At 64.9% G+C, this 15,880-nt stretch carries 11 protein-coding genes; 5 read left to right on the forward strand and 6 right to left on the reverse strand.

What is annotated here, in order from left to right; translation table 11 throughout:
- The first annotated feature begins 6 nt into the window (after positions 1–6).
- A complete protein-coding gene (locus ACEN9T_RS04890) occupies positions 7–4,929 on the forward strand; it encodes an NAD-glutamate dehydrogenase (protein ID WP_413705664.1) in 4,923 nt (1,640 codons plus the stop codon).
- Between the two features lie 9 nt (positions 4,930–4,938).
- Here ACEN9T_RS04890 and ACEN9T_RS04895 read toward each other — a convergent pair whose 3' ends face one another.
- A complete protein-coding gene (locus ACEN9T_RS04895; RefSeq protein ID WP_413705665.1) occupies positions 4,939–6,189 on the reverse strand; it encodes a phosphatidylserine decarboxylase family protein in 1,251 nt (416 codons plus the stop codon).
- 101 nt (positions 6,190–6,290) lie between these two features.
- Here ACEN9T_RS04895 and ACEN9T_RS04900 point away from each other — a divergent pair, with 101 nt between their 5' ends.
- The 4 genes from ACEN9T_RS04900 (at position 6,291) to ACEN9T_RS04915 (ending at position 8,043) form a co-directional block, all read left to right on the forward strand.
- Positions 6,291–6,917: a UdgX family uracil-DNA binding protein gene (locus ACEN9T_RS04900; protein WP_413705666.1), complete on the forward strand. Its 627-nt coding sequence runs from the start codon at positions 6,291–6,293 to the stop codon at positions 6,915–6,917.
- Positions 6,918–6,983: 66 nt separating this feature from the next.
- Entirely contained in the window at positions 6,984–7,376 is a 393-nt protein-coding gene (locus ACEN9T_RS04905; protein ID WP_413705667.1) for a hypothetical protein, read from the forward strand.
- A gap of 39 nt (positions 7,377–7,415) precedes the next feature.
- Positions 7,416–7,610 (forward strand): hypothetical protein, encoded by a 195-nt coding sequence (locus ACEN9T_RS04910; protein ID WP_413705668.1) that lies wholly within the window; start codon positions 7,416–7,418, stop codon positions 7,608–7,610.
- A 154-nt stretch (positions 7,611–7,764) separates the two neighbouring features.
- Positions 7,765–8,043 carry a hypothetical protein gene (locus tag ACEN9T_RS04915; protein ID WP_413705669.1) on the forward strand — a complete coding sequence of 93 codons (279 nt, stop codon included), beginning with the start codon at positions 7,765–7,767 and terminating at the stop codon, positions 8,041–8,043.
- 212 nt (positions 8,044–8,255) lie between these two features.
- Here the strand turns inward: ACEN9T_RS04915 and ACEN9T_RS04920 are convergent, their stop codons facing one another.
- The 5 genes from ACEN9T_RS04920 to pgaA form a co-directional block, all read right to left on the reverse strand.
- On the reverse strand, positions 8,256–8,486 hold the full coding sequence (locus tag ACEN9T_RS04920; protein ID WP_092970982.1) for a hypothetical protein: 231 nt from the start codon (positions 8,484–8,486) through the stop codon (positions 8,256–8,258).
- 381 nt (positions 8,487–8,867) lie between these two features.
- Positions 8,868–9,875, reverse strand: coding sequence for a poly-beta-1,6-N-acetyl-D-glucosamine biosynthesis protein PgaD (locus ACEN9T_RS04925; RefSeq protein WP_413705670.1), 1,008 nt, complete (start codon positions 9,873–9,875; stop codon positions 8,868–8,870).
- Positions 9,872–11,158, reverse strand: a complete 1,287-nt coding sequence (gene pgaC, locus ACEN9T_RS04930; protein ID WP_175537088.1) for a poly-beta-1,6-N-acetyl-D-glucosamine synthase — start codon at positions 11,156–11,158, stop codon at positions 9,872–9,874. The genes ACEN9T_RS04925 and pgaC overlap by 4 nt, the downstream gene beginning before the upstream one ends.
- 1 nt (position 11,159) lies before the next feature.
- The gene (gene pgaB / locus ACEN9T_RS04935; protein WP_254775642.1) at positions 11,160–13,322 is read right to left on the reverse strand and encodes a poly-beta-1,6-N-acetyl-D-glucosamine N-deacetylase PgaB; all 2,163 of its coding nucleotides are present in this window, start codon (positions 13,320–13,322) and stop codon (positions 11,160–11,162) included.
- A gap of 50 nt (positions 13,323–13,372) precedes the next feature.
- Positions 13,373–15,829 carry a poly-beta-1,6 N-acetyl-D-glucosamine export porin PgaA gene (gene pgaA, locus ACEN9T_RS04940; protein WP_413705671.1) on the reverse strand — a complete coding sequence of 819 codons (2,457 nt, stop codon included), beginning with the start codon at positions 15,827–15,829 and terminating at the stop codon, positions 13,373–13,375.
- Between the last annotated feature and the right edge of the window lie 51 nt (positions 15,830–15,880).

A 15,880-nucleotide genomic window follows, 5' to 3' on the forward strand; every position in this document is an offset into this window, starting at 1 on the left:
CGCCTCATGCCTGCCCAGCACGAAGACAAGGTCCGCCAGCATATGGCGGATGCAGTGGCCCTGGCGCGCGAACGTGCGCCCGATATTGTTGACCTGTTCGAACCGTTCCTGCGGCATTACTACGGTCTGGCAGACCCCGAAGACGTGATCTCGCGCAGCGTTGCCGACCTCTACGGCGCTGCGATGGCGCACTGGCAGCTCGGTCAGAAATTCGTGTCCGGGCAACCGCGCGTACGGGTCTACAACCCAAGCCTCGAACAGCACGGCTGGTACTGCGGTCACACGGTCGTTGAAATCGTCAACGACGATATGCCGTTCCTGTTCGACTCCGTGACCATGGAGATCAACCGGCAGGGGCTGGCACTGCATTCCGCCTTCCACCCGGTCTACCGCGTACAGCGCGATGCCGCAGGCATGCGCGTGGCGGTATCGGCCGGTGGCGGTGTCCAGCGCCCGGCGGCCCTTGCGGGCGACATGCCCGATACACCCGCCGACGCGGATACGGAAACCCACGGCGCTGCCCGCTTCGAATCGACCATCCACATCGAGGTCGACCGTTTTTCCGAGCCCGAACGCCTGCAGGCGCTGCACGACGGCCTGATGCGTGTGCTGGGCGACGTGCGTGCCACCGTGGAAGACTGGAAGCCCATGCAGGCCGCCGCCCACGCCGCCATCGAGGCGCTGGCCGTTCGCGCCGCCCAGCCCTCCGCCGGTGACGTGGAACGCGCCGAGATTGCCGAAACGCAGGCCTTCCTTACCTGGATGCTCGAGCGGCATTTCACCTTCCTTGGCTATCGTGACTACGAACTGATCACGCAAGACGATGGCCATTACCTGCGCGGCATACCGGGCACGGGCCTGGGGGTGCTGCGAGAAGCGCTGCGCGACACGTCCACGCCGGACACGACGCGCCTGGCACCGGGCGCGGCCAAGTTTATCGACGCGCCTGAGCCCATCTTCCTCACCAAAGCCAATTCGCGGGCGACCGTGCACCGGCCCGGGTATCTCGACTACATCGGCATCAAACTGTTCGACGCCGAAGGCCGTGTCTGTGGGCAGCGGCGCTTCCTGGGCATGTACACGTCGAACGTCTACATGGTGCCCGCTGAAGACATTCCGCTGGTGCGTCGCAAGGTGGCCGACGTCATCCGACGCACGGGCTTCCTTCCCGACGGGCATCTGGCCAAGACGCTGGTGACGATCCTGGAGCAATATCCGCGCGACGAGCTGTTCCAGATGGACACCGAAGCGCTGCACGACATCGCGCTCGGCATCCTGCGGTTGCAAGAGCGCCAGCGCACGCGCCTGTTCGTGCGCCGTGATCCGTTTGACCGCTTCGTGTCGTGCCTCGTGTTCGTGCCGCGCGAGAAGTTCAATACTGATCTGCGCGTGCGTATCCAGGGCCTGCTGCAGGCAGCGTATAACGGCACCGCTGTGGAGTTCACGCCATTGCTGTCGGAATCGATGCTGGCGCGCATCCACATCACCGTGCGCACGCTGCCGGGCAACGTGCCTGAGGTGGACGTTGCCGAACTCGAAGACCGCATCGTGCAGGCCGCCCGGCGCTGGCAGGACGACCTGGCCGACGCGCTGCTCGAACGCGGCGGCGAAGAGCGCGGCAACCGCCTGCTGCGCCGCTATGCCGGCGCGTTTCCTGCGGGCTTCCGCGAGGACTACGCCGCGCGCCTTGCGGTGCGCGACATTGAACTGATGGAGCCGCTGATTGGCGCCAACGCCACCGGCAACGTGCTCAGCATGCAGCTCTATCGGCCGCTCGAAGCGCCGCCTGGTGCGCTGCGTTTCAAGATCTACCGCGCCGGCCAGCCGACTTCGCTGTCGCACAGCCTGCCGATGCTTGAACACCTGGGCGTGCGCGTCAACGAAGAGCGCCCCTACTGCATCGAACCCGCCGACGCCGCCCCGATCTGGATGCACGACTTCGGCATGGAGACCACCGACGGCAGCGAAGTCGATCTCGACGAAGCCCGCGCACGCTTTGAAGACGCCTTCGCGCGCATCTGGAGCGGCGAGCTGGAGAACGACGATCTCAACCGACTCGTGCTGCAGGCCGGCCTGACCTGGCGCGAGGTGCGCATCTTGCGTGCGTATGCGCGCTACATCCGCCAGATCGGTTCGACCTTCAGCAATGCGTATATGGAGAGCGCGCTGAACGGCAATCCGTCGATTGCGCGGGCGCTGGTGCGGCTGTTCCTGGTGCGCTTCGACCCCGCGCTGGCCGAGGCCGAGCGCTCGCGTGCAAGCGAAACACTGCGCAAGCAGATCGACGAGGCACTCGAAGACGTACCCAACCTGGATGAAGACCGCATCCTGCGGCAGTTCCTGGGCGTGGTGGAAGCCACGTTGCGCACGAACTATTTCCAAAACCTGCCGGATGCCGGACAGGGGCAGCCCAAGCCGTACCTCTCGTTCAAGTTCGACCCGGCCCGCGTGCCAGGCCTGCCCGAGCCCAAACCGATGTTCGAGATCTGGGTGTATTCACCGCGCGTGGAAGGTGTGCACCTGCGCGGCGGCAAGGTTGCGCGCGGCGGCTTGCGCTGGTCTGACCGGCGCGAGGATTTCCGTACCGAGGTGCTGGGCCTGGTCAAAGCGCAGATGGTCAAGAACACGGTCATCGTACCGGTGGGCTCCAAGGGCGGCTTTGTCGTCAAGCAACCGCCGCCGGCCAGCGACCGCGATGCGTATCTGGCCGAAGGCGTGGCGTGCTACCAGACCTTCCTGCGCGGGCTGCTCGACCTGACCGACAACTACGTCGACGGCCGCGTCGTGCCGCCGCGCGATGTCGTGCGGTACGACGAAGACGATCCCTATCTGGTCGTTGCCGCCGACAAGGGCACGGCCACGTTCTCCGACTACGCCAACGCCATCTCGGCCGAATATGGCTTCTGGCTCGGCGACGCCTTTGCTTCGGGCGGGTCAGTGGGCTACGACCACAAGAAGATGGCCATCACCGCGCGTGGCGCATGGGAATCGGTCAAGCGGCACTTCAGCGAGATGGGTGTCGATACGCAGACGCAGGACTTCACGGTCGTGGGCGTGGGCGACATGTCGGGCGATGTGTTCGGCAACGGCATGCTGCTCTCGCGCCATATCCGCCTGCTCGCAGCGTTCGATCATCGGCATATCTTTCTCGACCCGTCGCCCGATGCGGCCACAAGCTTTGCGGAGCGCGAGCGGCTATTCAACCTGCCGCGTTCAAGCTGGGCCGATTACGACCGTGCGCTGATCAGCCCCGGCGGCGGCATATTCCCGCGCACGGTCAAGTCGATCGCGCTCACGCCGGAGGTGCGCGCCATGCTGGATGTGACGGCCACCGAGATGGCGCCGAACGACCTGCTGCACGCCATCCTCAAGGCGCCCGCCGATCTGCTCTACAACGGCGGGATCGGCACCTACATCAAGGCCAGCACCGAAACGCATGCCCAGGTGGGCGACCGCGCCAACGATGGCCTGCGCGTGAACGGCGCCGAGCTGCGCTGCAAGGTCGTGGCCGAGGGCGGCAACCTGGGTTGCACGCAGCTCGGCCGCATCGAATACGCGCAGCATGGCGGGCGCATCAACACCGACGCCATCGACAACTCTGCCGGGGTGGATTGTTCCGACCACGAGGTCAACATCAAGATCCTGCTGGGGCTTGTCGTGGCCGACGGCGAGATGACGCTCAAGCAGCGCAACACGCTGCTGGCCGAAATGACCGACGAGGTGGGCGAACTGGTGCTGCGCGACAACTACTTCCAGACGCAGGCGTTGTCACTTGCACGCACGCGCACGGCGCTGTGGCTCGACCCCGAGGCGCGGCTGATGCGGTATCTGGAGCGCGGCGGGCGCCTGAATCGCGCCATCGAGTTCCTGCCCGCAGATGAAGACATCGACGCCCGCCGCGCAAGCGGCGGCGGCCTGACGACACCCGAGCGCGCCGTGCTGATGGCCTACAGCAAGATGTGGCTGTACGACGTACTGCTCGGCAGCGACCTGCCCGACCAGCCTTTCGTGGCCGATGGTCTGCCGGCGTATTTCCCGCAGCCGCTGCACACGCGTTGCGCTACGTCGATCCCCCGGCACACGCTGCGTCGCGAGATTCTGGCGACGATGCACGCCAACGCGCTCGTCAACCGAGCGGGTGTGACCTTCGTGCACCGGATGGCCGAAGAGACCGGCGCAGAGCCGCTTGCCGTGGTGTGGGCAAGCCTCGTCGCACGCGCGGTCTACCGGCTCGACGCGCTCTGGCAACAAGTCGATGCCCTGGACGCTCAAGTGCCGCACGAAACGCAAACTACCCTGTTTACGGCGCTCGCGCAGTTGCACGAGCGCGCGACGTTGTGGTTCCTGCGGCGGCGCGTGGCCGATGTGCCGACCGCAGTCGAGCACTTCCGGTCTGCGGTCGATGCGCTGGCACCCGAGATTGACGCGCTGCAACCCGAGGAATCTGCGCAGGCTGCCGCACAGCAGCGGCAGGTCTTTACCGAAGCCGGCGTGCCGGAAGCACTGGCGCGCGTGGCGACCGGCGTGCCGGCACGCGTGTCGTTGCTCGACATTGCCGAGGTTGCGACCGCCGGCGGCTGCGATGCACGGCTTGCCGCACGCGTGTACTTCGCCCTCGACCAGCCGCTGGGTTACGGGTGGCTGCAAGGCGGCATCCTCGGCCTGCCGACGCAAACGCATTGGCAGATGCTGGCGCGCGCAACGCTGCTCGAAGAACTGGGACAACTGCGGCGGCGGCTCACGCAATCCGTTTTGCAGGGTGCGACGCCCGGCGCCAGCGCGGATGGCCTCATCGACACGTGGCGCGGCACACGGCAGGACGCACTGGCGCGCTACAACCGCGTGATTGCCGATCAGGTCGCAGCCGGTTCGGCAGATCTGGCGATGCTGTCGGTGGGCCTCAAGGCGCTTGCCGAAGTCGACGCTTGATCAACGCCGCTATCGGGCACGCGCCAGTGCGGCGTTAACGCGCACTGGCGGCGTGTCGTGCGAAAACGGCGGCTGCACGACGAAGGCATCCACCACGCCTGGCTCAAAGAACATGCAGTACGTCGATCCGCCGTACTGGAAATAGCCAAGCTCCTCGCCCTTGCAGACATGCTGGCCCGGCGTCACGTCGACCATGCATGACGACACCTCCGCCATGCCGATGAACACGCAACCCACGGTGCCCACGGCCGGGTCGTCGCAGGCGATGGTGATGATCGCGCGTGCGGCCATCGCTGCGCTGTAGCCTTGCGAATCATTCAGCCCTTCGGGGTCGGTACCCTCGGATTCCACGCACGAGTAGTACGTGCCGTCTACGTGGAAGGTATCGACGATGGTGCCTGCGACGGGCGCATGCCAGCGGTGGTAGTTGTAGGCGCTCAGGAAAGCCTGGTAAACGCTGCCGCCTGCAAACCGCTCTGCGAGGTGGGCCTTCCCCGGTCCGAAGACGTCGCGCAATGAGTACGGCTGCGCCTTGATCCAGAACGCGTCTTCATAGCGCGCATCGTGGCTGATGTTGTAGGGTGCGGCCTCGCAAGCGCTGACAATCAACTTGTTGTCGTCCTTGCCCGCGACCGGCCGCAAGCCGTCACGAAATCGGCGCGTGAAGAAGTCGTTCCACGAGGTAAAGCCCCAGTACGGTTGCGACGGGTCGCACAGGAACTGCTCCATGCCGATACGCCTTGTCGCTTCGCGGCTGAACCAGCCGTCCGGCTCGCGCGTGTTCAGATAGGCGCGCGAATGCGGGCCGCTGAGGAAAGCGCTCCAGCCATTGAGCACCGCCTCGAGCGCATCGTTGAAGCGCCGGTCACGGAACAGCGCGTAGCCGGATGGCATGCACATCGGCCAATCAAGCAGGGCGTTGAGCGGACAGATCACCAGCGCCTTCTCGCTGAAGCGAGGCGCGCACGTGACGACGTGGTCAATGGCGAGCAGCAGTTCTGCGCTCTCCTTGTAGCCGAGTTCGTATCCGCGCTCCTTCGCTTCGTCGATAGCGCGTGCAAGGTGCATGCGCAATGCGGGCTCGCCGTCGATCAGGTTGGCAAGTGCGCGCACGGCGGCCACGGACGGCGTCTTTGACGGACGAGACAGCGCTTGCGCAACCAGCTCGGTGCGGAACGCCGCCAGTTGCGCTTCGCCTTCCGGCAGCCAGTTGCCCAGCCGGCGGCGTCGGTCCAACGGAACATTCGATGCAGCTTCCAAAGTGGTCTCCTGGTCAATGCCGGACACCAAGCAACGTGCGTTCCACATGGGTACGGTGGCATTCGGGTTGCTTTGCCTCTGCTGTTCTCACCTGCCTGCCCATGAAAAAAACCACACCCTCTTCCCCCGACGACGAGACTAACCCCGACCAAGAGCCGGAATCGCTTGACACGTGTCGCCGCTGCGATCTCTGGCGCCACGCCACGCAAGCTGTACCCGGTGATGGCAGGCGGCGCGCGCGCATCATGCTCGTCGGCGAGCAGCCGGGCGACGGCGAAGACCTGGCCGGCAAACCATTCGTGGGACCCGCTGGGAAACTGCTCGACCGCGCGCTGGAAGACGCCGGCATCCCGCGCGACACGGTGTTCATCACCAACGCGGTCAAACACTTCAAATGGGAACTGCGCGGCAAGCGGCGCCTGCACAAGACACCCGGCCAGCGCGAAGTACAAGCCTGCATGTACTGGCTGGAGCGCGAACTGCAACAGGAAGCGCCTGCGGTGGTGGTGGCATTGGGGGCAACTGCGTTAAAGGCGCTGCTCGACGATGCACATGCGCGCTTGCAAGAGCATTTCAACAAGCCAGTGCGCCATGAAGGCCGTACGGTGTTGGCGACATGGCATCCGTCATATGCCCTTCGCGCTCCCGACCCGGCAACGCGCGAGAGCGCCTATCTCGACATCGTGACTGCACTCAAACATGCGCGACGGCTTGCTGCCGGCAAATAGGAGACCCCGGGGCACGGGCGCGCGAGTTGCGTCGTTGGAGCGAACACCGACACCCTACGGGAGCACATGATGATTTGCACCCCATATTCCGCACGTGCGTTCTGCGCGGCGGCGGCAACGTTCATTGCACTTTGCAGCGGCGCTGCATTCGCGCAAGCAACAGGCGCACAGTCCGGTAGCAGCGACAACGCGCCAGCAGCACCCAATGGAAGCAGCACCACCGCAACGGACACCACAAACCGCAGCGACAGCCCCACGGGCCGTGACGCCACGCGCAACCGTACCCGCACCCGCAACGACAGCGCCAATCCTTCCGGTGGATACGTTCCCCGCACCGGCTCCACTTCGCATCAAGACAAGAACGGCAGCGTGGTCAAGGACAAATCAACGGGCGGCAGCCCGCAGGGGCGCGAGCGTCCGCCCACGTCCCCGCCAAACACTCCGGCCACGCACCCTTGAAGCAACACGTACCGCCTCGAGCGCATTCAGGAGCACCTCATGAACAATGAAAACCCCATCCCCGGCACGCCCCCTGCCCCGGCCGCTCCGGGCGACGAAGCGGCGCCCGGAGCGCCCAGCAGCGGCGAAGTAGTCTGCCCCACGTGCAACGGCACCGGTCAACGCGACGACGGCAGCCCCTGCCCCATGTGCGAAGGCAGCGGCAAGATCGTCCAAGGGATTGGTGGAGGCTGATGATTCCCTGCACTTCAGCGCACGCGGCAGGGCACGGACATCACGGTCAGCGGACCCTGTGCATTGAGACGACGCCCGACCGGCTGGTTTGCCGTGTGCGCGCGGTCGGGCGCCCTCGTCGGGTCACGCCCGATCAACGGTGTTCCATCTCTTCATGAACCTCGTGCGCATGCTCGCGCGCCTCGTGTTCGCGGTGCCTCAAGGCTTCGCGATCACGCTTGATGTCGCGGTGCTCAGCGCGCAGTTCACGGTGTTCCTCGCGGCGCTCCATGTGTCGCTCATGCTCCATACGCTCCGCACGTTCATGATCATGGTCTTCCGGATGTGGCGGCGGCATGGGCTGCGCAAGGGCAGCAGTACCGGCGAGTGCAAACAACGCGGCAAGCAGGGTGTGTTTGTTTTTCATGGGGTGGCTCCTCTTGAGTTGTCATGAGTGCCTACCCACCGACGTTGGTGCGTCGAAATTCAGGATAGGCCTCTGCAATTCAGCAAGAAGCCGGCCCCCTGGCCCGCAGGCGAGCGCACAAGCTACGCCGGGGCCACGAGCAGAGTGTTTCTGTTTGTATCGATCGCAGGCACGTCACACGCCCTCCTGGACGTAGCGCCCAGGCAGCGACTGGTTGCACTGCAATGAGGAAGAACCGCCTAGTGAGACACAGCCATCGAACGGCGGCCACCGGTGCGGACGTGTCCGGAAGCCTTGAGCAGAACGTAGCCCTGGAGGGTGACCCGGGCATAGCTGTGGTCGGGGCCACGGCGTTCCAGCGTCACGAGCTGTCGCTCGATGAGCGCTTCGACATCGGCGCGATCCAGGTCGTCGGATTCAGCGCCGTCGTTGACGAGCAGCAGGACGGCAAATTCATGGGGACTCAGCACAGTTGGCTCCAGCTTTTCTGTTGGTCACGGCACGCGACTCGTGACAGGGGTGGGCTTGGTTTTCACTGACACCATGAGCACTGCAAGAGCCACCAAGAACAGCGTGAGAGAGTAGCTGGGCTTGCAGGAGAAGCCAGCATAGGCACGCACGCAGCCGCATTCAAGAGGGGCAAATCCGCGCATCGTCCGCTGAGCTCTGCAGCCCCAGGGTCAAGGATGGTGCGCCAAGCGTTTGCCGTGCGGTACAGCGCACCGGCGGCAACGATTGCGCATCGCAGAAAAGTCCGTCCTCCTCCGTTTGCGCTAAGTCAATTGCGCAAAAGAATGCGCCCCGGTGACTCGCATCACCGGGGCGCTGAGCGCTGCGCTCGGCAGGCGACCTTACATGTCGTCGGCGACGATGTTGGCGCGGCGGCCGAAGCCGTGCAGCGGGTCAATGCGTTCGACGCGTGGGAGTCGCACGTACGGATCGTCCAGTTGTGCATGCGCACCAAATGCATGCAGGGCGCGATGGCGTTCCGTGGTTCGGTCCGCCGCGTGCACTGCAGCACGGCCATGCACCACGGCGGTCACGCTGCCGTAGTGACGGGCCATGCCGGGCCGCATCGCGTACGTCTGGACCGGCGATTGGGGCGATTGCGGCTCGACCCAATCGTTGCGGCCCAGACGGCCCCGATAGCCAAAACGGTGGAAGCCCGCGGCATCAGCCGTCACCGCCTCCACGGCCTTCACAACGTCACGCGGCTCTTGTGCAGGTGCATCAACGCGTGCCAGAGAAGGCTCTTCGCGATCGCGGTTCGCCAGCACGATCGCCTCGCTGACGGGGCGAGAGCCCAGTACCGGCTCTTCCGGATCGTATTCCGGGCTGCGGGTGAACGGCGTGGGCGGCGTGGCGGTGCCGGCGGGTGCTGGGCGGCCTGCCCACTCCTGCCAAGAGCGCACGTGGGTGATATCGCCGTCATCGTCGTGGTCGACCACCAGCAGGCGCGTGTTGCGCGGGCGGTGCCAGGCGGGTTGCTGCGCATGCAACGCCGCACGCGATGCGCGAGCAGAAGCCCCGGCGGACGCAGCCGTCGCTGCCGGCGTACGTGTGAGCTTGCGCCGAATGGCGCGGTCCAGCCGCGACAGGACCATCCACACCACGAGCACGCCGCCCATGCCCGCGATGATGTTGCCGTACATGCGCAGTTGTTCGAATGGCAGGCCGCTGGGCCCCACGCTGCTGATGGAGTAGCCCACATACAGGCCCAGCATGCCCCAGATCGAGATCACGAGCACCGGCCGGAAAATGCGGAACCACAGCACATGGTGCAAGGTCCCGACGACACCCTTGTCCGAAAACGACTGTCGGATCGAGTTTCGCGAAACATCAATGACGAGCATGGTCATGGCGAATTCCCCTGTTGTTGTTGGATGCCCCGGTCAGGGCTGGTCCAGCGGGCACGGGCACGCGTACGCTGGAAGGCGACAGCCGGAAAGCCGACCACCGTGGTGACAAGGTTCAGGATCCAGAACGCAACCGGATACCAGACGGTGTCGATGAAGTAGCGCAGGATGTTGTCGTCGTAGCGGCGATCGATAAAGCAACCGATCAGCAACTGCAGCACGCATGTGATGAAGAGCAGCGTGCCGTGCCAGCGTGGGAGCGCTTCCATGCGCCACTCGGGGGGCAGCTCGACGAAGAAGCTGACCATCGACCACGTGATGACGATGAGCATGTTGTAGGCCCACACAACCGACAGCGCGTACTCGAAGAAGATGGGCCACATCATCGACTGCCGCAGGCTCGCCATCGCCGGCGCGTATTTGATCATCGCCTGGATGCCGCCCTTGGCCCAGCGCAGGCGCTGCTTGTACAGGCCGCGGAAGGTCTCGGGCATCAGGATCCACGACAGCGCGCGCGGCTCGTAGCGGATCAGCCAGCCGCCCACCTGCAGCTTCCAGCTGATGTCGATGTCTTCGGTGAGCATGTCATTGCTCCAGTAGCCGACATCTTCAATGGCGCGCTTGCGGAACATCACGACCACACCCGACACCGTCAGCAGCCGGCCATAGATCTGCTGCGTGCGTTTGATGAGCCCCACGATCGACGAGAACTCGCCCACCTGCATGCGCCCCAGCAAGGTCGAGCGTGTGCGGATGCGCGGGTTGCCCGTCACCGCGCCCATGGTCGGGTTCTCCATCAGGTGGCGAATCATCCAGGCAATCGCATCCACATCCAGGATCGAATCGCCATCGATGCACATCAGGTACTCGGCGTCGGTCACCTGTGCAGCGGTGGTTAGGCCGATCGCCTTGCCCTGGTTTGACGACTGGTGAATCACGACCAACTGCGGATACTCCGCAGCCAGTTCGTTCAGCCGCTCGCCGGTGCGGTCGGAGCTGCCGTCGTTCACGGCGATGATGTCGTAGTTCGGATACCGCATGCGTGCGAGATGGCTGATCACCTCCCGCACGTTCGCCTCTTCGTTGTAGCAAGGGACGATGATCGACACCTTGGGGTAACTCTTCACCCCCAGCAGTGCCAGCGGGTGCCGCACGTGCTCCGTTCCCCGTTCGAGCAGGAAGTAGTGCAGCAGCCCGCCGATCATCCAGAAATACGACATGAAGAACGGATAGTAGAAGACGAAATCCGAGATCCAGCGCTTGGCCAGAAGGAAGTCCACTTCCATATCAGCCTCCCGCCTTGGTGCTGGACGACGTGGCCGCTTCGGTCGTCGCGGGTTTCCTGTCCACGCCAGCATTCGGCGGCTGGCTCTGCGGCAGCGAGGTGCTGTTGAGCTTTTCAACGCTGCCTTTGTCGCCGCCGGGCGGCTTGCGTGTCTCGATATACGTCTTGAGCGACATCACATCACGCAGCACCTCGGTATCGGGCCGGCCGGCAATGAAGTCATCCGGGTAGTAGCCGTAATTCAGAGCACCTGCCGAGCGCAGCGCGCGCATCTGGTCACGCAGTTCGGTCGTCGGGATCGGCTTGTCCTGATTGCGCCAGTCCACCGCCTGCAGCTCGAAGATGGTCTTCTTCAGCCCATCCTTGTGCTTGGCCACGGCGGCGGTCAGCTTCTTCATCCAGTCCTTCGGGTCCTTGGCTTCTTCCATGTACGGCATGGCTTCGAGCGCCACGTAGTCGTACGCCTCCAGGAAGTCGTCATAGTTCTGCGCCGTCCAGGCCTCGGCCTTCGGGTCAAGCACCGGGCCCGAAAAGATGTTGCGCGCGGTCAGCATGTCGCGGCCGTTCTGATAGCCCTGCGCCACCGCGATCAGCTCTTTCGAGAACGAGATCAGCGCAGCGGTCTTGGCCCGCGACCATTTCTGCATCAGCTCGGGCGACTGGCGGATCTGGTTGATGTCGCCGGGCAGGCCCATGGCCTCGTAAGCCTTGAGCGCGGCGGGGCTGGCATCTTCGTAGTCGTCGAGCACGCCGTCGTCGTGGAAGAGCACGCCGTCGATGACCGAGTTCTTGGCCAGGTCCTCATAGATGTCGCGGATCATCTGGCGCGCCTGCGGATCGAACGGCGACAGGCGCGGTGGCTTGACGGAGCCCGGCTTCTGCGGCGCACCCGGCAACGACTGCACAAGGTGTGTGGCGGCGGGATTGTTGGCCGGCAGCTTGTACGACAGCATCGGCAGCCAGGCGTACACCTCCACCTTTGCACGCGTCTTCAACTGCCATGACACGCGCGAGAACAGGTCCGCGCGCATCGGCATGTGGCGGTTCGGGAAGTACACGGCATCCACGGCCCCGTTGCCCTTCGGATCGGCGAAGGCCTGCAGGTAGACCACACGCGGCGCCAAGTCCTTGATGCGGTCGATCAGCTTGCCGAGGTTGGCTTCCTGCTGCTTCGGGTCCGGGTCGTAGATGTAATCCATGTCGACCTGCACCACGCGCTGCACGGGGTTGATCTCGCCGTGATGGGTCACGGGCTCGCGCAGCGAACGCTCCAGATCGCCGGTGTTGGTGTCGTAACCCATCAGGCTTCGGCGGATGGCGGTGAGCGGCACATCCGGCGTGTTCGGGCCCGGCTCCAGCGTGAGCATGTACTTCAACCCCACGTTGGCGGCCTCCTGGTCGAGCATCAGGTTGTGCGCGCCGTACGGCCACACCACGGTCTGCACCTTGGTGCCGACGTTCTTCTGGATGATGTCGATGCTGCGTTGCAGGTCGTCGCGCACGCGCTTGCGGTACTCGTCATCGGTTTCGTACCGACCGAGATTGCGCAGGTATTCGTGCGTGCTGGCCGCCGGCATCTCGTTGCCCTGCGGGTTACCTAGCGCGCCGTGGTGCATGTCCTGCGTGTGGGTGGCGAACTCTGCCAGGCCCGAGGCCTGCATCTCGCGGATCTGGTTCCAGTTCATGAAGAAGTCCCGCGGAACGATCTGCTTGTCCGACAGCTTGACCTTTGCACCGGGGGGGGCGTTGGTCCATTCCGTCACCAGGCCGAACACCGCCGGAAAGCGGAACTGCTTGAGCAGCGGGAAGACCTTCGTGTAGTGGCTTTCATAGCCGTCATCAAACGTCAGCAGGATCGGGCGCTTGGGCAGCGGCTTGCCGCCATGGCGCGCCGCGTCGATCTGCGCGAGCGTGACCGGGTGGTAGCCGTTGGCCTGGATCCAGCTGAACATATTCGTCAGCATCTTGGTGTCGACGGCAAACCCGTCGGGCAATGTCTCAAAGCTGGCACGCAGGTTGTCGCGAATGTCGTGAAAGCACAGCACGCGGAACGTCTTGCCGTCGTCCGGATCGGGCTTGGGCAGGAAGTCCACCTGAACGGCAGCGGCAGGCCGGACGGCGGCAAGAAAAGCCAACGTCAGGGCCAACGCCAGTCTCGGTGCCATCCAGGCGAAGAATCGTCGCAATGACGGTTGTCGGAGAGCTTGCATGGGCATCACAGCGGAATGTTGAGGTTCAGGTACAGGAACTTGCGGTTCTCAGGCTGGCCGTCATAGCGATGGCGGCCAAAGCCGATGCCGTAAGACACCTGCGTCTTGCGATTGATTTGCCACACGTGCTCCAGCCGCGCTTCGTACATCGGGCTGTTGCCGAACGACTGCTGGTTGTACATGCCGCCGGTCAGGTACACGCGCTGCGTGAACGACTTGTCGGCGTAGCGCCAGGGTGTCCACGACCAGATGGCCGTGGCCTGGCCGCTGTAGTCGCGCGATGGGCTGAAATAGTTCAGGCCCGTCATCGTGTTGCGGCTGGTATCGGCCCCGAACAGCACGCCGATGGTGTGCCGCGGCGAGGTGAACACCTGCTGGTAGAAGTTGGCTGCCACGCGCTGGCGCAGGTTGTCGTCGGTGTAGCGCGACACGCCGTACGTGAGCGAGGCGTAGCGCGTTTCGTCCCAGGTGTAGCGCACGTTGCCGCTGACGGTCTTGCCGGTCACGCCCACCTGGTACGCCTTGTAGGGCACCTCCAGGTCATCGTTCGTGACCATGCCCGATACCTTCCAGTGGTCGCTCGGAATCCAGGTGGCATCCAGCGTGCCGCCGGTCTTGCCCACCGCGCCGACGGACTGGTGCACCTCGCCGTTCACCTCGACGCCGGTGTCGAACCACTGCAGGCCTGCGCCGTTGCGCACGCGGCTCTGCGATGCGCCGTCAAACTGCGCGCGGCCGGCAAAGTTATGGAAGAACAGGCGGTAGTGATCGGCAAACGGGCCGGTGTAGGCTTTGGTATCGATACCGTATTCGTTGTTGGCGAACGCCGAATTGCCTTTGTCCGCCGTCGACTGGATGATGAGCTGCGGGCTCTGATAAACATCCAGATCCTTGCGCAGCGCATGCACCGAGCCATTCTCCGGAAAGCGCTCGTCCAGCCCGTTGGCGACATCCTTGGCGGTCTTCAGATCGTCTACCGCCAACGACGCACGGCCGTAACCCGCCACAACGCTCAGGTCATCCGGGTGCTCGGCAAGCGCCGTCTTGTACATGTCGCGCGAGCGATACGGCTCGGTCTGCACCATCGCGCCATCGGCACGCGCGCTGACGAGCGATGCGGCGAACGGTGCTTCGTGGCGCCACTTGTCCAGCTCGGCAATGCCCTGGTGCGTGCGGCCCGTCAGGATCAGGTACTGCGCTTCCAGACGCTTGATGCGCGAGTAATCGGGATTGGGCGTACCGGCTTCGGGCGCCAGGCGCACGTATTCCGGGTTGTCGGCCTTCATCTTGTCGAGCAGCGCGCGGGCGTCTTCGAAGCGGCCCGTGTCGAGCATGGCGTAGAAGAGGCCTTCCTGGACGTCGCCCGTTTCGATCTCGCCCGGGCTCGCATCCTTGAGCGCTTGCGCGTACGCCGCAGCGGCCTTGTCCGGCGTATCGAGATACGCATAGGCATCCCCTGCGGCTACGCGTGTATAGGCGGGGACCTTGCCCGTCTGCGACATGGCTTCGTAGCGTTTGACGGCGTCTTTCATGCGCCCACGCGAAGCCAGTGCCACCACTTCATCCGCCACGATTTCCTGGCGAAATTCTGCGTTCTCGGGCGTATCGGGCACCTTCTTGAGCAGCGCCTCGATCTCGGCCACCGCCTGATCGATGATGACAAAGCGTTCCGGCCCGTTGATGACCTTCAACTGCTGACGCCCCCAGCGGATGCGCTGTGCGGCGGCGGCATGGTCAACGTGCCACGATTCGCTTTCCTTGAACCAGTCCGGATGCTGGCGCAGGTTTTCTTGCGCAAGCGTGGCCGCACCCTCGCGCGCCTCGCGCATGACCTCGTCGTGAAAGGCCTGGCGGTCGGTCGGCATCGGGCCGACGGGCGCGTTGTCGGGCGCATTGCCGGCGGCGTGGGTCGCCGCTGCATTGGCTGCTTCCGGCGACACCGGCAGCGGTTCGAGCGCGCCGGGCCCTTGAGCGCTCGGGCCCGAAGGCACGGCCGGCGCCTGTGCAGCCGTATCCGGTGCGGGGGCGCCTGGGGGCAGGATCACCGTGGGCGACGGCGGCGCAGGCGGAGGCGCTGCCTCAACAGCAGGCATCGGCGACGTGGCGGCCGGCGCAGTTGCCGCGGGCGATTTCATAACGGACGAATCTGCAGGCGGCACCGCCTGTTGCGCCACGAGCAGCGTGTTGGCCGGAGACGCCGGCACGTCATCACCGCCGGCGATGACGGTCGTGGATGCAAACGCGGCCGGGCCCTTGGCCGCGGCGTCGGTCAGCTGCGTATCGATCAAGCGGCGCGTGGCCGCGTTGGAAGCATCGTCGGTCGCGGCGTGCGCGATCATCGGCACCGTGCCGACCACCACAACGGTGGCAGCAGCAATCGCGCAGCGGCGGGGATGCCATGCCGCGGCCGCGCTGGTGCGCTCGGCCGGTAGGCTCCAAGAGATTGGCTCGTGGGTTGTCATTGTTGTCATGTCCAGTGAGCGGGACGTGCGGGCGCACGCCATCCGCAATTG

This window comes from Ralstonia sp. Ralssp110, assembly GCF_047325135.1.
Taxonomy (GTDB): domain Bacteria; phylum Pseudomonadota; class Gammaproteobacteria; order Burkholderiales; family Burkholderiaceae; genus Ralstonia; species Ralstonia mojiangensis.